The sequence below is a fragment of the Streptomyces sp. NPDC053069 genome (assembly GCF_044546895.1).
GTDB lineage: Bacteria > Actinomycetota > Actinomycetes > Streptomycetales > Streptomycetaceae > Streptomyces.
On sequence record NZ_JBITZN010000005.1, the window covers coordinates 265,991 to 288,373 of the forward strand.

General features: G+C 70.3%; 23 protein-coding genes. 9 read left to right on the plus strand and 14 right to left on the minus strand.

Annotated elements, in window-relative coordinates:
* Nucleotides 1–62 precede the first annotated feature (62 nt).
* A complete protein-coding gene (locus tag ACIGXP_RS13795) occupies nt 63–1,259 on the plus strand; it encodes a M6 family metalloprotease domain-containing protein (RefSeq protein ID WP_399767819.1) in 1,197 nt (398 codons plus the stop codon).
* 25 nt (nt 1,260–1,284) lie between these two features.
* Here the strand turns inward: ACIGXP_RS13795 and ACIGXP_RS13800 are convergent, their stop codons facing one another.
* From ACIGXP_RS13800 to ACIGXP_RS13810, 3 genes are all read right to left on the minus strand, one after another.
* Nucleotides 1,285–2,250, minus strand: a complete 966-nt coding sequence (locus ACIGXP_RS13800) for a LysR family transcriptional regulator (protein WP_363220453.1) — start codon at nt 2,248–2,250, stop codon at nt 1,285–1,287.
* A gap of 271 nt (nt 2,251–2,521) precedes the next feature.
* The gene (locus ACIGXP_RS13805) at nt 2,522–2,815 is read right to left on the minus strand and encodes a hypothetical protein (RefSeq protein WP_363220452.1); all 294 of its coding nucleotides are present in this window, start codon (nt 2,813–2,815) and stop codon (nt 2,522–2,524) included.
* A gap of 261 nt (nt 2,816–3,076) precedes the next feature.
* The gene (locus ACIGXP_RS13810) at nt 3,077–3,988 is read right to left on the minus strand and encodes a hypothetical protein (protein WP_399767823.1); all 912 of its coding nucleotides are present in this window, start codon (nt 3,986–3,988) and stop codon (nt 3,077–3,079) included.
* A 192-nt stretch (nt 3,989–4,180) separates the two neighbouring features.
* On the opposite strand from ACIGXP_RS13810, the gene ACIGXP_RS13815 reads away from it, so the two are divergent.
* Nucleotides 4,181–4,618: a VOC family protein gene (locus tag ACIGXP_RS13815; protein WP_399767826.1), complete on the plus strand. Its 438-nt coding sequence runs from the start codon at nt 4,181–4,183 to the stop codon at nt 4,616–4,618.
* 42 nt (nt 4,619–4,660) lie between these two features.
* Here the strand turns inward: ACIGXP_RS13815 and ACIGXP_RS13820 are convergent, their stop codons facing one another.
* Nucleotides 4,661–5,107, minus strand: a complete 447-nt coding sequence (locus tag ACIGXP_RS13820) for a DUF6086 family protein (RefSeq protein WP_399767829.1) — start codon at nt 5,105–5,107, stop codon at nt 4,661–4,663.
* Between the two features lie 557 nt (nt 5,108–5,664).
* On the opposite strand from ACIGXP_RS13820, the gene ACIGXP_RS13825 reads away from it, so the two are divergent.
* Together ACIGXP_RS13825 and ACIGXP_RS13830 are read left to right on the plus strand one after the other, a co-directional pair.
* On the plus strand, nt 5,665–6,297 hold the full coding sequence (locus ACIGXP_RS13825) for a transglycosylase family protein (protein WP_399767832.1): 633 nt from the start codon (nt 5,665–5,667) through the stop codon (nt 6,295–6,297).
* Between the two features lie 211 nt (nt 6,298–6,508).
* Nucleotides 6,509–6,937 (plus strand): hypothetical protein, encoded by a 429-nt coding sequence (locus tag ACIGXP_RS13830; protein ID WP_399767835.1) that lies wholly within the window; start codon nt 6,509–6,511, stop codon nt 6,935–6,937.
* A gap of 253 nt (nt 6,938–7,190) precedes the next feature.
* On the opposite strand, the gene ACIGXP_RS13835 is transcribed toward ACIGXP_RS13830, so the two are convergent.
* From ACIGXP_RS13835 to ACIGXP_RS13865, 7 genes are all read right to left on the minus strand, one after another.
* Nucleotides 7,191–7,706 (minus strand): NUDIX hydrolase, encoded by a 516-nt coding sequence (locus tag ACIGXP_RS13835; RefSeq protein ID WP_399767838.1) that lies wholly within the window; start codon nt 7,704–7,706, stop codon nt 7,191–7,193.
* Nucleotides 7,707–7,963: 257 nt separating this feature from the next.
* Nucleotides 7,964–8,530 carry a hypothetical protein gene (locus tag ACIGXP_RS13840; RefSeq protein WP_399767841.1) on the minus strand — a complete coding sequence of 189 codons (567 nt, stop codon included), beginning with the start codon at nt 8,528–8,530 and terminating at the stop codon, nt 7,964–7,966.
* Nucleotides 8,531–9,071: 541 nt separating this feature from the next.
* Complete coding sequence (locus ACIGXP_RS13845; RefSeq protein ID WP_399767844.1) at nt 9,072–10,358, minus strand: MFS transporter; 1,287 nt, start codon at nt 10,356–10,358, stop codon at nt 9,072–9,074.
* Nucleotides 10,355–10,894, minus strand: coding sequence for a winged helix-turn-helix domain-containing protein (locus ACIGXP_RS13850; protein ID WP_363220906.1), 540 nt, complete (start codon nt 10,892–10,894; stop codon nt 10,355–10,357). The genes ACIGXP_RS13845 and ACIGXP_RS13850 overlap by 4 nt, the downstream gene beginning before the upstream one ends.
* 527 nt (nt 10,895–11,421) lie before the next feature.
* A complete protein-coding gene (locus ACIGXP_RS13855) occupies nt 11,422–12,462 on the minus strand; it encodes a helix-turn-helix domain-containing protein (RefSeq protein WP_399767847.1) in 1,041 nt (346 codons plus the stop codon).
* Nucleotides 12,463–12,613: 151 nt separating this feature from the next.
* Nucleotides 12,614–13,201 (minus strand): histidine phosphatase family protein, encoded by a 588-nt coding sequence (locus ACIGXP_RS13860; protein WP_399767850.1) that lies wholly within the window; start codon nt 13,199–13,201, stop codon nt 12,614–12,616.
* A gap of 109 nt (nt 13,202–13,310) precedes the next feature.
* Complete coding sequence (locus ACIGXP_RS13865) at nt 13,311–13,667, minus strand: MerR family transcriptional regulator (RefSeq protein ID WP_399767853.1); 357 nt, start codon at nt 13,665–13,667, stop codon at nt 13,311–13,313.
* Between the two features lie 99 nt (nt 13,668–13,766).
* Here ACIGXP_RS13865 and ACIGXP_RS13870 point away from each other — a divergent pair, with 99 nt between their 5' ends.
* A complete protein-coding gene (locus ACIGXP_RS13870) occupies nt 13,767–14,555 on the plus strand; it encodes an amidohydrolase family protein (RefSeq protein ID WP_399767856.1) in 789 nt (262 codons plus the stop codon).
* A 201-nt stretch (nt 14,556–14,756) separates the two neighbouring features.
* On the opposite strand, the gene ACIGXP_RS13875 is transcribed toward ACIGXP_RS13870, so the two are convergent.
* The 3 genes from ACIGXP_RS13875 to ACIGXP_RS13885 are packed head-to-tail and all read right to left on the minus strand — an operon-like array spanning nt 14,757 to nt 17,035.
* Nucleotides 14,757–15,935: an MAB_1171c family putative transporter gene (locus ACIGXP_RS13875; protein ID WP_399767859.1), complete on the minus strand. Its 1,179-nt coding sequence runs from the start codon at nt 15,933–15,935 to the stop codon at nt 14,757–14,759.
* Between the two features lie 9 nt (nt 15,936–15,944).
* Nucleotides 15,945–16,478 carry a hypothetical protein gene (locus ACIGXP_RS13880; RefSeq protein ID WP_363219197.1) on the minus strand — a complete coding sequence of 178 codons (534 nt, stop codon included), beginning with the start codon at nt 16,476–16,478 and terminating at the stop codon, nt 15,945–15,947.
* Nucleotides 16,479–16,489: 11 nt separating this feature from the next.
* Complete coding sequence (locus ACIGXP_RS13885) at nt 16,490–17,035, minus strand: hypothetical protein (RefSeq protein WP_399767863.1); 546 nt, start codon at nt 17,033–17,035, stop codon at nt 16,490–16,492.
* Nucleotides 17,036–17,345: 310 nt separating this feature from the next.
* On the opposite strand from ACIGXP_RS13885, the gene ACIGXP_RS13890 reads away from it, so the two are divergent.
* From ACIGXP_RS13890 to ACIGXP_RS13905, 4 genes are read left to right on the plus strand one after another with little or no spacing between them, the layout of a single operon-like run.
* Nucleotides 17,346–18,536, plus strand: coding sequence for a cytochrome P450 (locus ACIGXP_RS13890; RefSeq protein ID WP_399767866.1), 1,191 nt, complete (start codon nt 17,346–17,348; stop codon nt 18,534–18,536).
* A 51-nt stretch (nt 18,537–18,587) separates the two neighbouring features.
* Entirely contained in the window at nt 18,588–20,195 is a 1,608-nt protein-coding gene (locus ACIGXP_RS13895; protein ID WP_399767869.1) for an AMP-binding protein, read from the plus strand.
* A complete protein-coding gene (locus tag ACIGXP_RS13900) occupies nt 20,192–21,424 on the plus strand; it encodes a hypothetical protein (protein ID WP_399767872.1) in 1,233 nt (410 codons plus the stop codon). The genes ACIGXP_RS13895 and ACIGXP_RS13900 overlap by 4 nt, the downstream gene beginning before the upstream one ends.
* Nucleotides 21,421–22,383 carry a lipid II:glycine glycyltransferase FemX gene (locus ACIGXP_RS13905; RefSeq protein WP_399767874.1) on the plus strand — a complete coding sequence of 321 codons (963 nt, stop codon included), beginning with the start codon at nt 21,421–21,423 and terminating at the stop codon, nt 22,381–22,383. The genes ACIGXP_RS13900 and ACIGXP_RS13905 overlap by 4 nt, the downstream gene beginning before the upstream one ends.

The window sequence follows — 22,383 nt, forward strand, 5'->3', positions numbered from 1 at the left end:
GCCCCGAACGTCATCCCGAACGACCCAGACACCACCCCGAACGACGCAGACGAAGAGGAGAGATGTCCGGAACCCCCCAGAGACTCAGGGCCTTTGCCGCCGGTGCCACCGCGACGGCATTCCTGTCGCTCGGTGCGTCCGCCCCGGCCGCGGCCGCCGCCGCGGCCCACCATGCGGCCCCTGCCACGGACTGCGCCCTCCCCGGCAGGACCGGCTGGACCGACGAGGGCCACACCACCGACCCCACCCAGTTCCAGCGCCCCCTCGGCACCAAGCACGTGCTCATGCTGTTCGTCGACTTCCCCGACGCCCAGTCCTCCGGTGCCACGTCCGACTACTACCGGCAACTCGCCCCGGCTTCCGACTGGATGAAACGCGACTCCTACGGCCGGACCTCGCTCGACATCACCCCGCTCGACCGGTGGATACGGATGCCGCAGGACTCCACCAGCTACGGCTTCCAGCGCGGAATCACCTTCGAACAGCACGAGGCATACGTCCGTCAGGCAGTGGCAGCCGCGGACCCCTACGCCGACTTCTCCCGGTACGACATGGTCTACATCGTCCCGGCGAAGTCCGCCGCCGCGATCAGCTTCTCACCGACGTACCTGTACGACCCCACCACCGCGGGCATCACCGCCGACGGCAAGCGCCTCAAGTGGGCGGTGACGTTCGGGCAGGACATGTGGCACTGGGGCTTCAAGGTCGCCGACCACGAGACCGGCCACACCTTCGGCCTGCCCGACCTCTACGCGTTCACCGGCACGGACTACCACCGTTTCGTCGGCGGCTGGGACCTCATGGGCGACATCGCAGGGGCCGCGCCGCAGCACCTCGGCTGGGAGCGGTGGAAGCTGGGCTGGATCGACGACCGCCAGGTGAGCTGCCTGCCCTCGGCCGGGAGCCGCACGGTCCGCCTGAAGGCGGTCGAAAGCCCCGGCGGAACGAAGATCGCGGTGATCCGTACCGGCGAGACCACCGCCTACGTCGCCGAGTCCCGCAGGGCCCTCGGCGAGGACAGCCGCGCCTGTTCCGCCGGCGTGCTCGTCTACAAGGTGGACACCTCGACCCAGACCGGCGACGGCCCGGTCCAGGTCGTCAACGGCAACCCCGGCGCAACACCGCCCTCGGGCTGCCGGGCACTGGACATGGCGGCGTTCCACTCCGGCCAGACCTTCACCGATCCCGCCACAGGAGTCAGGATCGATGTCGACAGCAGCACTCCCCTGCAAGACCGGATCTCGATCACCCGGCAGTGAGCGCCGCTCCTCGCCGCGCCGTGGCTCACCCGGGCAGGCACAGCGACTCCGGACGGCGCCGGCGCCATCGTGCGTAGGCCGGCGCGGCGGCACCCGTGGCGAGATACCCCGCGGCCACCCTGCGCACGATCTCGTCCCCGTGCGCGGCCAGCGGTCCGTCGCGGCGCAGACCGAGCACGTGGCGGTACCAGAAAGGATCGCCGGCGAGCGGTCGTACGGCGACGCCCGGCACCTCGATGAAGGTCGCCTGACACAGACTGACCGCCAGGCCCGCCCGTACGATCTCGATCAGTTGGCGGCCCTCCGCCTCGTAGGGGGCGTGCGGCTGACGGCCCGTACGGGAAAAGACGGACGACCAGTACTCCCGGGTGCGGTCACTGTCCGGGTGCGGCATGGCCCAGTCCTCTCCGACAAGTTCCTCCAGACTCACCTCTTCGTGGCGGGCCAGGGGATGGGCGGACGGCAGCAGTGCGAAGACGGGCTCGGTGACCACCGGCCGCAGCAGGACTCCCTCACACGGCGCGAGTTCGTGCCCAGGGCAGTCTCCGAGGACCGCCGCCTCCAGACGCCCCGCCGAGAGGTCGTCCACCAGCGGCGACGGCGCGTACTGACACCGGGTCGTCACATCGGATCCGGGAATCAACTCCCTTGTCGCCAGGACCAGATCGGCGAGCAACGGAGCACCCACCGATCCGAGGCGGACCCGGCCGGGAGCCGTCCCGCAGCGAGCGGCACGGGCGGTGTCGGAGAGCAGGCCGTCGATGCCCGGCAGGATCGCCCGCGCCCGGGGCAGCACCAGCTCACCCAGCGCGGTGGGCACGGCGCCGGTCTGCCCCCGGTCGAAGATCGGCCCGCCCAGCATGGCCTCGATACGCCGCAGTTGGGCGCTGAGCCCCGGTTGTGTCATACACAGCGACGCGGCGGCGCGGGTCAGACTTCCGGCCTCAGCGATCGCGCAGATCACGCGCAAGTGCCGTACCTCTAGATCCATGGCGCGGATGGTAGGGAGCCGCCGGAGCCTTCCGGCAGGGGTCCGGGCCGCCCCAGCCCCATATGCAATGTCACACGGCACCAAAATGCTATGGGTGCGGAGCCTTGCCATCCTCGGCACGGCCGACGAGGTGATGCCGAGGAGGCGCCGGACGCGGCGGCGCCCCGCCTCAGGCGGCTGGAGAAGATCCGCCGGCGATCGCTTCCGTACACAGCCAGGCGGTCAGCCGTTCGCTGACCGCCTGTGACCCCCGGTTGCGACAAGGGCTCGCCTAGAAGGCGCTGCTGTTGCAGCCCATCGTCGAACCCAGGTGGCTGACCTGGCCGCCCGCGTCGCCCTCGCCGTTGAGCCCGTTGCCCAGCAGGCCGTTGACCAGCCCGACCGCGCCGAGGACGTCGACGTTCAGGTCGTGGGACTTGCACTGGGTGCTTTGCTGGACGCTGTATCGGTTGCCCCCGTGGCCGTCGCCTCGGCTCCATCCCGCGGCATGGGCGGTGCCGGCGGTCAGCACTCCGACGCTGCTGAGGGCGGCGACCAGGACGGCGGCCTTGCGAAGCTTGTACATGTCATCTCCGGTGAAGCGAGGTGGATCGGTCAATGAAGGGTCGACCCCTTACAGCAAACGGAGATTAGTGAGAAATGCCCGAAATAATCCCTCGGCGCGCCGGACTTCGCGATCTTGCATTGCAATCGACTGGTATCACATCTCATGTGAAGAGATGTCTGCCGACGTCGCTGTGGCCGCGGCTCGTCAGGGTGGCGGCCGCCGGCGCCGAGGAGGCCGTTACAGGAAGAGGTCCCCCGCGAAACTGCCCCAGGACGGGGATCAGGAACCCGTCGGGGCCTTGTAAAGCCGTACCGTGGAGGCGATCTTCCGAATGGTCGCGTCCGGCACCTCGGCGGCCACGTGCTTGGCACCGAAGAACGACCAGGAAACCAGGTCCCCTGCAGCGTTCTTGAAGCCGAAGACCCATGCTTTCCCGTCCGTGGCGCACTTGGACTTCTTCGCGCCCACGGACCAGGCGGTACCCAATGTGCCCTTGAGGCCGGAGGTCGTGGTGAACGCCTCGACGGTTCCGGTCTTCACCTTCTTCTTGTCCGGCTGGGCGTACGCCCCGTACACCCAGGTCCGCGCGTCGGAGCCGGCGATCTCCTGAGCGCTTCGGTATCCGTTGTTGCCCCTTGTGCCCACTTGGGCCAGTGGGATGTTCTCCAGCGTGCCGTCCCGGTTCTCGTCCGACGAACACCACTTCTTCTGCAGCATTGCGACATTGCGTATCGCGATGAGTGGTTTGTCGTCCGGGTCCCCGTCCTTGGATACGTAGGTGACCCAGCCGGCGGACTGGATCTCCCATTGGGGCGGGACGTCGAATGCGATGTGCTGGGTCGGATTGGTGATGACCTTCCAGCCCTTGATCGTGGCCGTAGAGGCGTCGGACCCCCGGGGGTTTGTGGAACTCTGCGACGGTGACACGGTGTTGGTCGGCTTGGGGTCAGGCTCGTCGTGCTGGTGACCGCCGAGCACAAGGAATCCGGTGACGCCTGCGGCAAGCACGACGGCTGCCGCGGCGATGATGGCGACGAGTCCGGTCCGGTTCCGGCCGCCACCCGTCGGCGGGGACGTGGGTGCGGCGGCCGGCTGCGTGGGCATCTGCCAGGGATGGGGCTGCTGGTAGGAGTTCTGCTGATACGGGTTCGGCGGCGCAGGCTGCTGGTACGGGTTCGACTGACCTCCCACCGGGGGCTGTTGCGGGTTCTGCCCGCCCGTTGACGACTGCTCTCCTGGCCACATGTGCCGTAACGATACGGCAGCCCCTCCCAGCAACAGACACCGGAGTTGGGTCGGGTCCTACCGCGTGTCCGCGTCTTGGTACTCGGCTGTGTCCTTGCCTGAAGCACCTGATCAGCCCGGCTCGGTAGCATGCAGCGCATGGCCATCAAATTTGAGAACGTTGGCATCACCGTTCGCGATCTCGAAGCAGCGATCTCGTTTTTCACCGACCTGGGCCTCACGGTCGTCGGCCGTGACACGGTCAGTGGTGAGTGGACCGACACCGCCGTCGGCCTTGATGGCAATCACGCCAAGATTGCGATGCTCCAGACGCCGGACGGTCACGGTCGCCTTGAGCTCTTCGAGTACATCCACCCCGAAGCGATCGATTCGAATCCCACTCGTCCCAACGAGATCGGCATGCATCGCGTCGCCTTCTCGGTCGACGACATCGACAAAGCCCTTGAGGCAGCCGCAAAGCACGGATGTCAGCCGCTTCGCGGTGTGGCGACTTATGAGGACGTCTACAAGCTCACGTATGTCCGCGGTCCCAGCGGCATCATTGTGATGCTCGCCGAGGAGCTGAAGAAGAACTGACGGCCGATCGGTCAATCAGCCTCGCGCTTACAACGCACCGGCTCAGCGGGCCAACCAGCGTTCCATCTCCCGCGCTCGTGCGTCCAGCGCCGTGACGACGGTGGCTGACGCGGTCAGAGGACTGCCGGGAACCTCCACATCGCGCTCGACGCCTCCACAGAGATGGCCGGGGCCCGGTTCGGGCATCTCCACCTCGATTCCCGCGCGCCGCGCGAGCGCGACCGCCGTCGCCACGAACCCCTCGGAGAGCGCGAGGATCACGGAGTGCCCCGTCCGGCAGTGCCAGGCGACCAGGCCGCGTGCGAACTCCGCGTACACGACCGGATCGACTTCCAGCGTGTCCGGGTCGCCCCCATACTTGCCCTGGCCGATTCCCGAGGGCAGCTTGAGCTCCGCCTCGAAGACCTCGACCTGCCGTAGGAAGAGGCGGCCGGCACCGCTCGACGGGTTCCACAGCGTCTCGTCACCCATGTCGAAGTACATGCTCATCGCCAACCCCCTGCTCAGCCGCCCCCGTACAGGGTAGAAGACCGGCCGGGTGGTGGGCATCCGGGTAAAACGGTGCCTTGCGGGCCAAGGCATTGATCGCGCCAATGCGCGGCATTGCGCCGATCCGCTCCCGCTGCGGGCCACGACGCTACGAGCGTTGTCCTGCCAAGACGCGGATCATCGCGTGGTGGGTGGTCGTGTGCGCCTTCCGGCCCGTTCGTGCAGTGCCTGGCGTCGCCCTGTCGGCGCTGTTGCGGCCGCCGCACGAGGCCGGTGCGCTCCCACTCCGGCCGTGGATGTGCGCTGCTCCCGCAGCGTTCCTTCGAAGGGGAGGGCCGTACGGAACTGGCGCGGCTCAGCTTGCACGCGCCCGTGCCCACTTGTATGCCCGCACTCCCGCGAAGCTGACGAAGCGTCATGGGAGTGCGCGGTGGCGCCGAGCGGCGCATGACCATCCGTGAACTCCTCGCGCCTTGTGGACGATCGGGCGGCGCTGCCGTACTGCCTACAGCTCGCCGGGGCCACCGGTGAGCGGGATCCCGCAGAGAGGAAGGCCCATGACCACACGACCGCGGCACCGCCGTACCGTGCCCCCGCGGCTTTTGCCGTCGCTGCGCAGGGCTGTGACCATCGGTGGCTGCTGCATCGTCCTGCCGCTTGTTGCCCCAAGCTCCGGCGAGGCGGCGTCCGGCACCGTCTGGGACCGGGTCGCGGACTGCGAAAGTGGCGGCGACTGGAGCAGCAACACCGGTAACGGTCATTACGGCGGGCTGCAGTTCACCCTGCCGACGTGGTTGGCGTACGGCGGAACCGCGTACGCCCCGCGGGCCGATCTGGCGACCCGCGCCGAGCAGATCGCCGTGGCGGAAGCGGTGCTCGCCCGGCAGGGGCCGGGAGCGTGGCCGGTCTGCGCGGTGCGCGTGCACCTCGCGCGGGGCGGCGGGCAGCGTGGGCCGATCGTGCGTCCGGCCCGTCCGTGGCGCGCCCTGCCCCGCTTGCGTGGCGGCGCCGACGGACGCACCGGCACGTCGTACACCGTGCACGACGGCGATACCTTGTCCGGCATCGCGCGGCAGGCTGACGTTGCCGGCGGCTGGCAGCGGCTGTACGACGCCAACCGTAACGTCATCGGCCCCGACCCGGATGTGATCTGCCCGGGGCAGCGGCTCACTGTGCCGTCCGCCGGCTAGTGCTGCAGGCTGCGGAGCCGGTGTGGCACGTGGATGCGGGCCGGCGGGCAGACCCAGGCACCCTTCGCCGGGGAGCGGCACCGCCTTCCACCCGGAGATCACGTAGGATTCATGGACAGAAACGATCAACTGTTGCAGTCACCCGCCCAGTTGGAGACATCTCCACACCTCGGACCAAGGGTGACAGCGCAGGGGGGAAGGAAGAAAACCCATGAAGTCAACCCGTATCCGGCGACGCCTCGCCGGGACCGCGGCCACTGCCCTGATGGTCACAGCAGGCGTTCTCGCAGCCGCGCCGTCGGCAGCGGCGAAGGCCAACGTGCTGACCATTGACAAGGTGTCGTTGCAGAAGTCGAACATACAGGTGAAGGTCACCTACTCCTGCGACCCGGGCCTGGACCACGAGCTCGTGGCCAACGGCAGGAAGCTCGGCACGGGCACCCATGTCGAAAACAACGCCGCCGGCACCATCAAGAAGGACAAGCTGGTCTGTGACGCCGACAGCCACGTCGCTCAGGTGACCATGCGCCCGGCCCAGGGCTCGCACTTCGCCAAGGGAGACAAGCTCAAGGTCACTGTCTTCTACTTCGACAACGACGGGTTCAGCTACGCCCACGAGTCGACGGTCGCCGTTCTGTGAGCGGATCTGCGCCCCAGTGACGCGGCGTGTGAGTACACCCGGCACCGGCGCCTCGGCGGGCACCGCCACCGACCAGGCGCCGACGGCCGGTAACCCAGGCCCGTGACACCAGCGCCATCAAGGTGGGCCACCCCCGGGTGGCCCACCTTTTTGCCTTGTCCCTCCTGCTCACCGGGATTCAGTGGGAGTACCTGCACAAGAGTTGGATTCAGAAAGGGATCGCCGGACGAACCCGGTCGTGCTCCACGCTGCATCAGATCCAGTGATAGTTGGTGTCGTCCAGGGACGGCAGGAGAACCCGGGCAGCGTCGAGCGGGGCGGCGGGAGTAGCCAGTTCGGCCAGTGGGACCGGCGGGAACAGCGCCTTGTCGGCCGTGTCCTTGTAGGGGATCCAGGTGAGGTGACCGGCGCCGGCAGTGTCGTCGTGCTCGACGGTGCGCAGGTGAGCGCGGGTGAGGTTGTCGATGTGGACGCGGAAGACCAGGTGGAGTTTGCGGGGTGGGGTGCTGCCGGGGCGGGTGACCATGGCGTCCTGGATCCAGGTCAGTTGCGGAACGCCGCTCGCATCTGCGAGGTCCAGGCCCAGTTCTTCGTCGAGTTCGCGTGAGAGGGCCCGATGGATGGGTTCGCCGGGTTCGACGTTGCCACCTGGCAGGGTGTACTGCTCTCGGCCGTTTTTGGTGCGGTGGATGAGGGCGATCTTCTCGCCGTTGAACAGGGCCGCGGCAACGCGGATCTTGATGCGGGTGAACGGCTCGGCTGAGGTCACTGAGGGACTTCTCCTTCGGTGGGCGAGGTGCTGTGGTGTCCCTTGGACAGGCGGCGCAGGCACATGATGCAGCAAGCGAGTTGCTCAGGATCCTGATGCAGGTCAGCGCGGTGTTCGTAGCGAACGCTGCCCTTGTGACCGATCGGCTCCTGGCTGGGCCCGCTGCTGCAGGGTGCCCATGGGCCCGGTTCCAGGCCCGAGACAGGCGCAGGGCAGTCGGGGCGGGAGCCGGATCAGCGGGTTCGGCGTGCTGGGGGTCAGGGCCGCTGAGGTGCCTGATCCGGGTCCTCGGTCAGGAACTCGGTGATCAGCTCTGCCGGGTTGGCCTGCGAGGTCAGCCGGAACATCGCGTCCGGGTCGAACATGTCGTAAAGGATCACCGGGACCGGTCGTCCCAGTGTCTGGACGATCCGGCCGCTGTCGTGGAGGTGCCGGGCGGCTGCGACGCACACTTCGTAGAACCACTCGACCAGCATCCCGTCGCGATCGTCCGGCTCATCGTCGTCCTCGTACCACAGCCCCCGGGACTCCGCCTCCCGGCGGTGCAACTCGGCACCGTCCTGGTCGCGTCCTACGGTCTTCACCCCGTCGAGCCCCGTTTTCGGGAAGTACGCGTAGCTCCAGCGTGCCTCCCAGGCGTCCGAGGCCGTCTGTTGCGCCGTGGCGGCGTCGGCCTCGGTCGTGTAGCCGATCGCCAGGTACGGAAACCGCGGATCCTGATCGACGCTGTCTATGCGGAACGTCACCGCGTAGATCCCGGAGTCCGCGGGGAACGCTGCGACGACCTCGTCGGCGGCCCGTTCAATGTGTTCCTGAAATGCCATACGCCGTCCTCCTCGGCCGGAATGGAGATCATAATGTGGGCCCGATTCGCCCTCACGCTGCGTCCGGGGCCACCGATGACGCCCGTCTGCTCTGGGGCAGCGAGACCCTGACGGGAGGTCCCGACGAGGCCTTGAGGGGCCCGGCTGAGTCTGGCGCTCGCCACAGGGCGTCATGACGGGCGGTCGGTGATGAGCAGTTCGGTGCGCACTTCGCGGGCGAGCGGGCCCGGGATGATCCCTCTGCACGTCGACGCTGCCGTCGCGCAGAGGGTGACGGCGCGGGTGACGGAGCGCGATCTGCCACGGCAGCTGCGGCCAGGTCCGCCAGGCGTATCGGGAGGCCCCGGAGGAAGGTCAGGGCCTGCGCCCCTTGCGGGATCCGGAGGCTGTCGAGGACGACGAGCATTGACGGCGGCGAACCCGGCCCGCCGGGCCACTCGGTGCCTCCCGTGGAGGCCAGGCATCCGACCCTCCTGGGCCGAGGCGAGGGACGCCGAGCTGGGTGGCCTGCCGTGCGCCGGCTCAATGACCTCGCGGAGCCCTAAATGGCACGCTCCGGAACGGCATCCCGGGATTCCGGGTGAGCCGGATCATCGGCCGGGGCGGCGGCACTCAGCGCCGCCTCTACCCTGCGGTTGCTGGTCATGGTCGCGGTGACGGCGGTCATGGCCAGGAGGAGGCCGGCGGCGGCGTAGAGCGGGGTGCGTACGTCGTAGGTGGTGGCCAGCCAGCCGCCGAGGAAGGCGCCGAACGGGGCGGCGCACATGGCGAGCATGCGGGAGGTGGAGGCGACCCGGCCCATCAGATGGGCGGGGACGATCGCCTGCCGGAGAGAGGGGCCGAGCACCATCGTGGCGCCCATGCCCGCGCCGCAGACGGCGAGCGCGAGGCCGGCGACGTACGGGTTCGGGGCGGCGGCAAGGCCCAGGATGGCGAGTCCCTCGACTGCGGCCGTGCAGGTCAGCGCGGCGCCGGTGCCGAGTCGTCGGCCGAGGAAGGAGGCGATGCCCGCGCCGAGCAGACCGCCGGTGGCCTCCGCCGTGAGGAGCAGGCCGAAGCCGAACGTGTCGATGCCGAGACGGTCGTGCGCGAAGAGGGCGAGTACGGTCTCCACGGCGAGGAAGGCGATGTTCCCGACCGCCGGACGCAGCGCGAGTCCGAGCAGCAACTGATCCCGGAATACGTACGCGGCGCCGGCCCGCGCCTGCCGCAGCAGCGACTCACGGGCCTGCGGTACGGGCCGGGGTGCGGCAGGCAGCGACCGTACGAGCAGTGCGGAGAGCGCGAACGACACCGCGTCGGCGAGCAGCGGAACCGCCCGCCCGAGCGCGAGCAGGGCACTGCCAGCGGGCGGCCCGGCGAAGCCGGACGCGGCGGTCTGGGTGCCGCGCAGGCGGGAGTTGGCGCGCTCCAGGAGCGCGGGGTCGCGGCCGAGCAGATCCGGCAGATAAGCCGTGGCGGCCGTGTCGAAGAAGAGTCCGCCGAGGCCGAGGAGGAAGGCGACGGTCGCGAGCAGTGGAATGCTCAGCACGTCGAGCGCGGCCGCCGCCGCCGGTATCGCGAGCAGCACCGCACGCGCCGCGTCCGTGACCCACATCGTGCGCCGGCGGTCCCAGCGGTCCACCAGCGCACCGCCGAGCACCCCGAAGAGCAGCCATGGCAGAGTTCCGGCGGCGGTGACGACGGCGAGAGCCATCGGATCCCGCGTCAACGTCAGCGCGAGCAGCGGCAGCGCGGCATGCGTTACGCCGTCACCGAGCGAGGACACCGTCTGCGCGGTCCACAGCCGTCCGAACCCGGTCGGCAGCTTCCGAATGTCTGAAGTCACTTGGCGTCCCCTTCGGTCTGCTGGCGCGATGCCGGGTGGAACAGTGCGAAGACGAGTGAGGCGTCCGGCAGCGACGGATCGGACAGCTCCCGGTACTCGTCCGCCAGTGCTTCGAGCCGCGCTCCCAGCTCAGCGAACTGCTCCTCGGTGAGCCGCAGATGCGCCATCCGCACGTGCCGCTCGCTGCCCGCCGGCGCTGCCTCCAGGTCCGCCACCGCATGCCGCATCAGCACATCCGGGCCTCCCTCACCCGGATCCGGCAGCACGATCGCCCGCGCGGCCATCGCGTAGTACCGCTCGGTGACCCCCCGGACCTTGCGCGTTCGTACCACCTTCACCAGGCCGGCCCGTTCGAGCAGCCGTACGTGGTAGCTGGAACTCCCCTTCGCAAGGCCCACCCGCTCGGCGATCTGCGTAATCGTCGCGGGTTCGAAGCGGAGCACGGCCATGATCCGGTGACGCGTGAGATTGGAGACGGCGCGTAGCTGCTCGTCGGTGGTGACGTGAAACGTCTCGGGAAGATCATCGGTAGGCATGCGAACAATGGTCAACGATTCTTGACCATTGCGCAAGGGGATTCACGTCTTCGCCGCGCTCGCGGCGCTCATTCGCGAACTCATCGTCATCGGCGCCAAGGAGGCCTCGCCGCCGCCCGCGCCCGCGGACGGGGCGGCGGACGCCCCGGAGCCGCCATCGAGGGGATCAACCGGGTCGCCCGTGACCTGCTGCCCGACCCGGGCCGCTCGATGACCTCGATCGCCAAGCTGCTCGGCGTCTCGCCGGGCAGGCTCTCCCACCACGTCCCGGACCTGTGCGAGCCGCAGGCCGGCGCAGTGCCCCGCCGGGTCGAAGCCCCCCACACAGTAGGCAGTCCAGGTCAAGATCAAGCTCAGCGGTACTTTCTGTACCTCAACTGCTCACACCCGATATGGCTACGCCGACGGCGTCCCTCTGTTGGGGGATCGACGCCGTCGGCGTTGAGGGCTGTCGTGCCGTGGGCGAGTCAGGGCACCCCCGTGTCCCTGGCTCGCCTTGGGGCACGGAGCCTGTTGAGCGACCGGGATCAATGATGTGCGTGTGCAGCGGTGGGTGTCATTCGCACAGCGTCCACGTCGGTGTGCGGTCCGTCCACGGCTGTCCGGCTCAGCTGCTGGTCCCGTAGCTCGCTGGGGGTGATGCCGTGCACGGTGCGGAAGGCCCGGGTGAAGTCGCCGGGGCGCAGGTAGCCCCAGCGCAGGGCTATGGAGTGGATGGGGAGCGTACGCAGACGGGGATCGGTGAGATCCTTGCGGGCGGCGGCCAGCCGCTGGTCGCGTATGTACGAGGCCACGGTCAGCCCCTCTTCCTGGAAGAGGCGGTAGAGGTAGCTGCGTGAGATGTGGTGGGCCGCGGCGATCCGAGCGGGGGTCAGTTCAGCGTCGCTCAGATGCTGTCGGATGAACGACTTGATGCGCAGGACCAGGGCGCGGGCATGCGTCTGGGGCGCAAGGTGCGGCTCCGCTTCCAGGGCGTGGGCGAAGACGGCGGTGACGAGATCGGTGACGACCCTGCCCAGCCGCTCGGCGTCGCTCGCCCGGTAGGAGGAGGTGTCCGAGGCCAGTTGCACGAGCAGCCCCGCGAGCAGCGCGCCCATGCCCTCGCGGCCGGAGATCCGCCGTCCGACCACCCCGTCCGCCCGGCCGGCCGGGAGATCCACCGCGGCACGCGGGATCTCCACCCCGACGATGGTGACCGGGTCGGGGCCGGTGGATATCTCGTAGGACCGGGACGAGTAGTTCACGTGGAAGTCGTCGACCCGGTACCCCACCTGCTGCCTGCCCCAGCTTGCCGCGCCGTCCCCGCGCCGCAGCAGGGAGAGGTGGAACACCTCCGGGTCGGATTGGCGTACGAGCCTGGGCGTCCGGCGGAACACCAGATGGTCGAAGGTCGCGGGCCACACCGTCACCTCGCCCAGCCCGATCACGCGCTGGTGCCCCCGGTAGTCCGCGGCACGATCGCTGCTCAGGTGCATCGGCGCGTGAGTACGCCCCAGTTGTTCCGTCCACGCCTCGAAACGGTCGCTCGCCGGCAGTTCCTGGGTGGTGAAGACGGTTTCAGGCAACACGACGGTAGTCAACCACAGGGCGCGGCAAGGGCCGCCGGGCGTACCGGCGTTGGGTGTCCTGGGGCCGATCGGCCGGCAACCGCACCATACCCCGGCCGGTACCCATGTGCCCCCGGCCGCTCCCTCGCTGCGGTCGCGCGGCGGGCTGCCGCTACGGGACGTTCCAGGCGGAGATGAACGGTTGCCCGTCCTCAGTGGCCAGGAAACTCAGAGTTCCGGGATGTGGGTGGCCCAGTAGTCGGCCGGCCGACGCGTCCAGGCCCAGCCAGCGCACGGTGAGTACGCGCGCCAGATGCCCATGAGCGACCACGGCGACGTCACCGTCGTTCAGTAGCGGCCTGATCCGGCCCAGCACCGCGTCCGTGCGCGCGGCCACCTGGTCGAGCCGCTCGCCGGGACGGTCGGCGTCGCCGCGCACGACGCCGTCCCGCCACAGGTCCCAGCCCGGTCGCCCCTCCCGGATCTGCGCCGCGGTCAGGCCCTCATAGCCGCCGTAATCCCACTCCACCAGGTCGGGATCGGGCCTGACTGCGGTCAGACCCGCCAGCTCGGCCGTCCGCATGGCGCGGCTCAGCGGACTGCTGAACACGCCGGCCAGCGGGCGTCGGGCCAACCTCGGAGCGAGCGCCGCGGCCGCGGCCTCACCCGCTTCGGTCAGCGGAACGTCGGTGCGTCCCGCGTGCCGGCCCGACAGGCTCCACTCCGTCTGGCCGTGCCTGATCAATATCAGCTCCCCCATGGACGAGCACGCTATCCGATCAGGTGACGAAGCGAGCCCGATTCCTCGTCTTCGCACGCGTCATCTGCCGCCACTGTGACGCGCGCCGCCCCGGCGCCCGACACCAGGCTCAGCTTGCCGCATTCTCGGTGGCGGCGATCGTCCGGCGCAGAAGGCGGCGCGCGGTGTCCAGGTCGGCGGCACGCCGGTCGAGGACGTTCAACTGGCCGCGGAGGTGGGCGAGGACGCCGGGACAAGGACGCAGCGTCACCTCGTCCAGGGTGCAGCGCAGGACCTGGCGGATGATGCGGGTGGGCAAGCCGGCGGCCAGGAGGGCGCGAATGCGCCGCACTGTCTCCACCGTCCGGTCGTCGTACTCCCGATAGCCGTTGGCGCGTCGCTCTGCGCTGATCAGCTCCATTCGCTCGTAGTAACGCAGCAGGCGCTCACTGACTCCGGTACGACGCGACAGCTCCCCGATCAGCACCCACCGGCTCCTTTCGGCTTGACCTTCACACGATGTCAGGGAGCAACAGTGCACTGGTCGGCCGCATTCCGGGCCGATCACCAAGGAGGGAGTAACCCATTGATCATCGATGCGCACAGCCACGTCCACGACCCCGTCGAGGCACATGTCGGTCTGCTGGACGAGGCCGGGGTGGACCGCGCCGTGCTGTTCGCCACCCGCCCCCACCCGGAGCGGGCCGGTGACCTCGCCTCGCTGCGCCGGGAGATGGCGATTCTTGACGAGGCCATCGGAGGTCGCGCCGGCGATGTTGAGCGGTATCGCGGGGCGTGGAGCGAGCTGGACGCCGCGCTCGCCGCACACCCGCAGCGGTTCATCGGCTTCTTGTCCGTGCCGCTGGACTTGGACCCGGAGCAGACCGCCGCGATCGTGGAACGCGAGGTCGTCGGGCGCGGTCTGCGCGGGATCGGCGAGCTGACACCGCCCCCGGGACGGGCTGAGGTGATCGAACCCGTGCTCCGGGCGGCGGCAGATCACGGTGGGCTGCCCGTGGTGGTGCACGGATTCGCTCCGACCACGGCGGACGATCTGGTGACGATGTCGGCGCTCGCCGGCCGCTATCCGACAGTCCCGCTGGTGGTCAGCCAGCTCGGCGGGCTGAACTGGATGCAGGCCGTCGAGTTGGTGAGGGAGACCCCGAGCATGTACCTGGAACTGTCCACGGCCAACATCGTCTTCGCGGTCCGGCTGGCCATCGAGGAGATTCCGGACCGGACTCTGTTCGGATCGGACGCGCCGTACGGCGACCCGGTCCTCAGCCGGACGATGGTGGAGCGGGTCACCAGCCCGGGAGAGGTACGCGACCGGGTGCTCGGCGGGACGATCGCCGAATTGGTCGGGCTCGGCTGATGCAGGCTCGGGCCCACCGGGCTGGGGGGTGAGGCTCTCCAGCGGATCTACGCGTCGGGAAGCGTCTCACCAGCGGCTCAGCCACCGCGACGCCCTCATGGCATGCAACTCCCAGAACGTGCGTGCCCGCAGCCCGTGTCCCGCAGCCCTCCGCCCTCCCGGCCAGGCCCTCAGCGGCAGCGGGGCCCGCTCGGTGCCGTGTTATCGCTCCCGCTGTCCGCCGCCCTGCGTTCTCGCGGTGAAAGCCCGGGCCGTCGCGGAGCCATAGGCGCGGGCCAGCTCGATCAGGAGGGCCTTCTCCGCGGCCAGGTCGCGGGTACCGGAGGCGAACAGGTCGCTGGGCACGTGCTGTCTGGGACCGCCCGACAGCTTGGCCTCGCGCGCCTCCCGCATGACACAGGCCAGCACCGCTGTGTGCCGGTCTCCTTCCGGCACGCCCGCGTCGGTCACATGCCGGCGAGCCAGTTGCGGCACGTCCGGCCCGGTGTAGTCGCTCAGGACCAGCAGGGCGTCCCGCGTCTCGATCACTTTCCGGTAGGCGAGTACGTCGGGCGGCACCGGAGGCCACAGTACCTCCCGGATCCTCGCCCGGGGTTTGACCAGCGCGACATGCGGCACCACGTCGACCAGGTCGTGCCACAGGGGCCACAGCGCCCAGGTGGTGGCGACGTGGGACAGCGTGCGCCGGACCTTGCGGGCGACGGGCATGAGGATGGCCGCGGCCCTGAGGACGGCATGCACCGACATCAACGCCGACAGCCACCCGTACAGCCGGCCGTCGCCGGAGACGAACATCATCAGATATCCCAGCCAGAAGGCTCCGGAGAAGGCGGTGCCGTAGCCGAACAGTCTCAGTGAAGCCCTGAAGGTCTGAGTCCACGCCTGCCGGGCACAGCGCAGACACACCACCACGCACACCGAGTCCGCCGTCAGGTGCGTCATGATGAGAATGAGGGCGAACGCCACGCCCGCGCCGCCGCTGTCGGCACTCAGTTGCGTCCGGTCGCGCAGGGCACCCGCCTCCACCAGGACAAGCAGAGCGGCGAGCACCGCGGCCGTCGCCACGCACGAGACGCGTTTCAGACGCGATGTGCCCATGGCGGCCGAGACGAAGCAGAGGATGGCCCCGGACGACAGGACACCGAGGAGGTGCTTCGTCAGCGCCATCGCCTGAGCCGACCCGGTGATCCCGGCGGCGAGCCGGGGAACGCCCGGCAACTGCAAAGTCGTGGCGCAGGCTGCCGACATGATGGCCAGCCACAGGGCCCGGCTCAGCGGAACCCGGCGAGCAGACGGGGCACTGAGGGCCACCGCGACCCACAGCAGGCACACGCTGGTGTATCCCAGCCACGTCCCCGCATTCGCCGCGTCCTGCCGCATGGCGCCGTGTCAGGCCTCGGGGGTCCGGGGCACGCCCAGCGCGATGGCCAGGTTGCCGAGCACGTCGCCCGGACGCGACCGTAAGGGCTCGCTGTGCCGGGTGCGCATCAGCGTGGCCAGCATCTCTGCCTCCAGTTCCTCGACCCGCGTGTAGTTGGTGCGGCCGATGAGGCGTCGCACCAGGTGCGGGTCGAGGTCCGGGAGCAGGGCCCGCACATGGGGATGGTCGGCGAGGTCCGTCCCGGACGGTTGGGCGCCGTGTTCGAGCAGCATGTGCGCGATCTCGTGCAGCACGATGTGGTCCTGGTGCAGGGGCGCCGTCCGCCGCTCGTAGAAGACGTGGTCATCGGTGGCCGTGGCCAGCCACATGCCACAGGCCCCCTCGGGTGCCTCCTGCGCCCGCAGGGGGTGCAGGTACAGGGGGCGCTGCCGTTGTGCGGAGAGGTGACGGCAGAACGACTCGATGGAGAAGGGATGCGGGATGTCGATCCCCTCCAGCCGGGCCATGCAGCGTTGGTGCAGTCGGCGCTCCCCGTTCGGCATGCACACTTCCGTCAATCCTCGGGGCCCTCGGATTCGGGCCGGTGGTCGTGCCGCTCCGTGAGGTCGGGCAGGTTCTGCACCCGCCGGGCCTCGTTCACCATGGCGAGGATGGCGTTCAGACTGTTGGGCGACAGTCCCTCCGCACGCAGCGCGATATTGCGGATGCGGGCGTCCCGCAGGGCAGAGGCCAGAGCAAGTTCCGCGCTCACGCGACGGGCCACCTCGTCGTTGAAGAAGTACTCCGGCGGGACACCGAAGTGTCGTGCCAGTACTTCGAGCTGACGTACCGTCACATTGTCTTTGCGGCCGGTGGCCAGTTCCCACAGGTATGTACCGGAGATCCCCCCGCCGGTCTTCTCGCGGATCTCCTTGGCCAGTCGGGCGTACCCCGGCCGGGTCCGCTCGTCGGGGTAGACGGCTGCGATCAGCTCGTTGAGGCGTTCGCTCAGGGTGCGCAGCAGAGGGCGACCGCCGTCGCCGTCGGTGGCTGAAGCGTCCTCACCCATCATTGGTCCCTCGCTGGAGACGAACTGCGGTACCCGGGCCGGGCCGTCCACTCGGGCGGACGGAACGGCTTCCTCATGGGTACCGGTATCCGCCCGGGTTGACAAGGCGAATGTCGGACACCCCACGGCGGATGCCAAATCATCAGCTGTAGCGGACGTATTGACGCCTCGTCATCCGCTGTCCTAGGCTCCTGAGCCCGTCGCCGCCGATCGGCTGCTCGTGCACCGACACGGCCGAACCGCGACAGATCCGACCTGATCCCCCTACGACCGGAGACACCGGCGGTACCGCCCGGTGCACCTTCCAGCCCCCCACCTGTCGGCCTCCTCTCACCGGGCCGGCGCCCCTTGGAGAGTGCCCATGCCTGACCTCGGCACGCACAGGGCCACGATCACAGCGGAGTTACGTACCTTTCCCGAACTGACCCACGCACCCGGGGACGACGCGAGCGCCCCGGTCCGCCTGGTCACCGCCCCCACCGGTGACCGGCTGTGGCTCGTCACCTCCTACGCGCTGGGCAGAACGGTGCTCGGCGATCCGCGGTTCAGCCGAGCGGCGGCGGTGGCACACGGCGCGCCTCGGCTGTCCGACATCACCCCGGCGTCCAGCGCGATGACCAGCATGGACGGACCCGAACACGCGAGAATCCGCCGGATCGTCGCCGGAGCCTTCAGCACACGCCGCGCGGAAGCCCTCGGGCCTCTCGTCGAGCGGCTGACCGACGGACTGCTCGACGGCCTCGCCGCACAGGGCCCGCCCGGAGACTTCGTCACCCATGTGGCGGCTCCGCTGCCGCTCTCCGTCCTGTGCGGCCTGCTGGGCATCCCCGACGAGGACCGCGACCGGTTCAGGTCGTCGGTGGACGTCCTGTTCGACATCAACGCCCGGTCACCCGCCGAAAAGACGCGACAGCGGCTCATGCTCGTCCACTACATGACCACGCTCATCGAGCGCAAACGGCGATGCCCCGACGACGGCCTGATGTCGACGCTGATCCGGACCAGGGACGGTCAGGGCGCCCTGTCCGAACACGAGCTGGTCAACCTCGGGCTGGCCCTGCTCATGGCGGGATACGAGACGACCGTCGGCCAGATCGGCCTGACCGCCCTGGCTCTGCTCACCGACCACGACCACCGGCTCGCCCTCCGCGCAAGGGGCGCGTGGACGCCCGCCGCGGTGGAGGAGTACCTGCGCCTGGTGCCGGCCACGCCTCTGAGCTTCCCCCGCGTCGCGCTCCAGGACGTCCCGCTCGGGCCGGTCACGGTGCGGACCGGGGAGGCGGCCGTGGTCTCCCTCGCCGGCGCCAACACCGACCCGGCCGTCTTTCCCGACCCGGACGCCGTGCAGGAGACGCGACCACCGCACCTGACGTTCGGCCACGGGGCGCACCGATGCCTCGGGGCGCATCTCGCCCGGCTCCAGGTGGCCACGGCGATCGGACGCAGTCTCGTGCGGTTCCCCGGACTGCGCCTGGCCCCGGGGGACGCGTCCGTCCGCTGGACCAGTGGCCTGGCCACCCGCGGCCTGACCCGGCTGACGGTCACCTGGTAGGCCCACCCTCCGTCCCGCACCGCCCCGTCGTACACGCTTCAAGGAGCCGACGTGGACAACGCCATGACGACCGGACAACAGCAGGTGCGCCACGCGACGCACCGCGCCGTCCCCACCGCCCCGCCACAGGAGCCGGACCAGGCCTCAGTCCTGGTCGGCCTGTGCGAACGCATCGAGGAAGTGACCGCTCCCCTGCCCGTTCACCGCACCACCGGAGCCCCCCTCGACGCCCGCGCCCTGGTGGCCGAGGCACGCAGGCAGGCGGCCCTCGCGGGTGACCTGACGGGCCTACCGGTCCTGGTTCTCGACGACCTGCCGGAGAACGTGCTCACCGGCTTCCTCGCCGCGGCACTGGCCGGAGCCCTGCCCCTTGTGATCAGCCCCAGCCGCCCAGGAGAGTCGCAGGACTCCGTGCGAGGGCGTGTCCTCGCCGCGGGAGAGGCGGTCGGCGCCCACCGCATCCACACCGGCGGGCAGTGGCAGAACCTGCCCCGCCCCTCCGCCCCCGTGAGCGACACCGCCGACCCGGCGCAGACCGCCTACCTCCAGTTCAGCTCCGGCAGTTGCGGCCCGCCGCGCCCCCTGCGCATCCCGCACCGCTCGCTGGGGCTCCAGCTCCGGCTGCTCGCCTCGACCTTCCAGGTCGGCGACGCGGACATCCTCGGTTCCTGGCTGCCGCTCTCGCACGACATGGGCCTGATCGGCGGAGCACTGCTCGCCCTCCACCTCAGGCGCCCTCTCCTGCTGTGGAGCCCGGCCGAGTTCATGCGGTCGCCGCGAGGCTGGGTGAACCGCATGGCGGAGGCCGGCGTCACGTACTTCCCCGTCATCCCCGCCGGCATGCACGTCACCGCCAAGGCCCTCGCGACGAGCGGCACCCGCCCGCCGCTGCGGACGGTCCCGGTCGGTGCCGACGTCCTGCGGGCGCCGGTCCTGCGGGCCTTCGAGGAGACACTGCCGGGCGCGCCGGTCGACGTGGTCCGGCCCTGTTACGGCATGTCGGACGCGACACTCATGGTGACCTGCGCCCCGGCGGGCCGCCGCTGGCGCACGGTGCCCCTGCCGGACGGGGGGCGAGGACCCGGGCCGGCGGCGTTGCCGGGCGGCAGCGCCATGGTGTCGGTGGGCACCCCGATCCCGCGGCACGACGTGTGGATCGAGCGGGCCGGCCGACGGGTCGGCGAGCATGTGATCGGCGAGGTGAAGGTCCGCTCCGCCACGCGTTGCGCGGGTCCGTACGGGCAGCCGGGGCCCGTGTCCGCGGACACCGTGGTCGACACGGGAGACCTGGGCTTCATGGCCGACGGCGAACTGGTCTTCGTCGGGCGTGGACGCGAGGTGATCCGGGTCGGCGGGGAGGACTTCCTGCCCTCCGACGTGGAGGATTTCGTCGTCCGCGAGGGATACGCGAAGCATGGCCGGGTCGCCGCGGTCGGCGTGACCGACGCCGCTGCCGGCCGCATGGTCGTGGTCATCGAGGACGAGCAGGCGGGCGAACGCGAACGCCGGGCCCTGCTGCGGACCGCCAGGGCCGGGGGCATCCCCGTGTCGGACGTGCGGTTCGTCGCCCGCGATCAGCTGCCCAAGACCACCAGCGGCAAGCTGCAGCGACTGCGGATGGCCGCCGCCCTCGACGGCGGGGAGGGGGAACCGTCATGACTCTCCCGACATCCGCCCCGGGCGACTGCGCCTCCCCCTGGCGCACCCCGCAGGGCTGGAGCCGTACGGCCGCGCTGGGCGCGGGCGCCGAGGCACCGGCTGGTGCCCCGCCGCCCGGACCGGCGACGGGGGCGGGGACGGGAACGGGGGCGGAGACGGACGGCGGCGCGGCACCTCGCACGGCCGACGATTTCCCCGCCGCACAGCTGAACTGCCTGCACCACTGCCTGCGCGACGTGCTGCGGGGCCACCGTGTCGTGGCGGCCACCGACCAGCTCGTCCAGCCCGTCGGCACGGTGTTCTCCACCGACCGGACCTTCCGCCCCTGGCTGGCGTCGCCGGGCGAACAGTGGCTCACCGTCCCGCAGTTCTTCGGTTCCGTGCGGGCTCGGTGGCACACCGCCTGGTCCGTGGACGACCTGCGCGGGCTCGTCCACGACGAGGTCGGGCGGGGACACGTGCCGGTCCTGCACGCCCACCGCTGGCACGTGCCCTGGCTGTCCGCCACCGATCTGCTGCCCGCCGACTACCACACGATGATGGCCCTCGGCTGCGACGGGCGTGCGCTGCTGCTCGCCGACCGCCAGCCGACCAGCACCGATCCCGTACCACGGGAACACAAGGTGCGCTGGGACGACCTCGCGGACACCGCCCGGCACGGGGTGCAGGTGCTCGCGTACGACATCGGTGAGACGGCCGTCGGGCACGGCGACCGGCACGACATCGACCTTCGCGCACTGCTGAACCTGTCCTGCCGCAACCTGTCCGGTCGCGCCCCGCGCGTGCCCGGCATGGAACACGGCCTGGCTGCCGTGGAGCTCCTGAAGTCCTTCACCTCCCCGCACGCGGCGGCGATGCTCGACAGCAAACTCCTGCGGCTGGCCCTGCGCTGGCACCTGCCCTCGTGCATCGACAAGTACGTGGTGGGCAACCGCCGGCTGTTCCTCCACTTCGCCCGGCGCCACCGGTATCTGCACCCGCAGGCGCTCAGCACCGCGCTGTGCCGCCGGGTGGAGGAGTCCGCAACGGCGTGGGCGGCCCTCGCACGGTCGCTCGCCCGGTCCGCCCGGCGCGACGGCATGGCGGAACCCGGTGTCGGCTCGGCACTGGCCGACGTGAGCGACGCCGAACACCGGTTGCTGGCGGCCATGACGACCGCACGGGACCGGCTCCGGGACACGCCACCGCCCGCCCGGCCGCCGACGCGCGACACCGTGGAGGCGCGATGAGCGCCGTACCGTCCCGCGCGTCCACGCTGCCGCAAGACCCGCAGGCCGCCACGGACTGGGACCAGGAGCTGGCACGCTACCCCGTCCACACCCCGTTCCAGCGGGCCGGCTGGACGGCGGCCAAGGCGGGGGCCGGAGACGAACAGGTCTTCCTCAGCGGAGCCGGCTACCACCTGGCGGGCCTGGTGACACACACGGTCGGCGGCCCCGTCCTCACCTGCACCCGCGGCCCCGTGTACGCGGACGAGACCGCCCTGCGGACAGCCACGGAGGACATCCGCGCCCGTTTCGGCGGACACGAGGTGCGCATCGGCCCCTACGCGGAGGCCGCACCGGCCGTCGGGGACGTCGAGCGTGTGCTGCGCGAGGCCGGATGGCGGCCCCTGGGCACCCAGTTCCACCGCATGACGGCGACCGTGGCACTGGGGACCGACGAGGCGATGACCGCACGGATGTCGCACGGCACCCGCTACACCTTGAAGAAGGCGGCCCGAACCGGGGTCCGGGTCAGCGCGCGGGCGGACGAGGCGGCGGCCGGGCGTTTCGCGGCCTGCTACGCGGACTTCGCCCGGCGCAACGGCTACCGCCCCCTCCCGGAGTCCTACCTGCAGAAACTCGGTACCTGGTTCCGCCAGACGGGGGCAGGAACCTATCTGTTCCTGACCGTCGGCGACGAACTCCGCTCGGCCGCCCTGCTCCTGAGGGCGGGCCGGCTCGGCTGGGTGTCGCGCGCGCCGACCAGCCGGGCCGAGCCCTACGGGGCGGTGCTGTTCCGGGAGAGCCTGCGCTGGCTGCGCGACCGTGGCTGCACCCGGTGCGACCTCGGAGGGATCCACTGCGACGAGACCGGCCGGGCGGTTCTCAACGGACTGACGAAGTTCAAGCTCTCGCTCGGCGCCGAACTGGTGCCCGTTGTCGACGAGCACGTCCTGTACCGCGGCTACCACGGGGGACCGTGA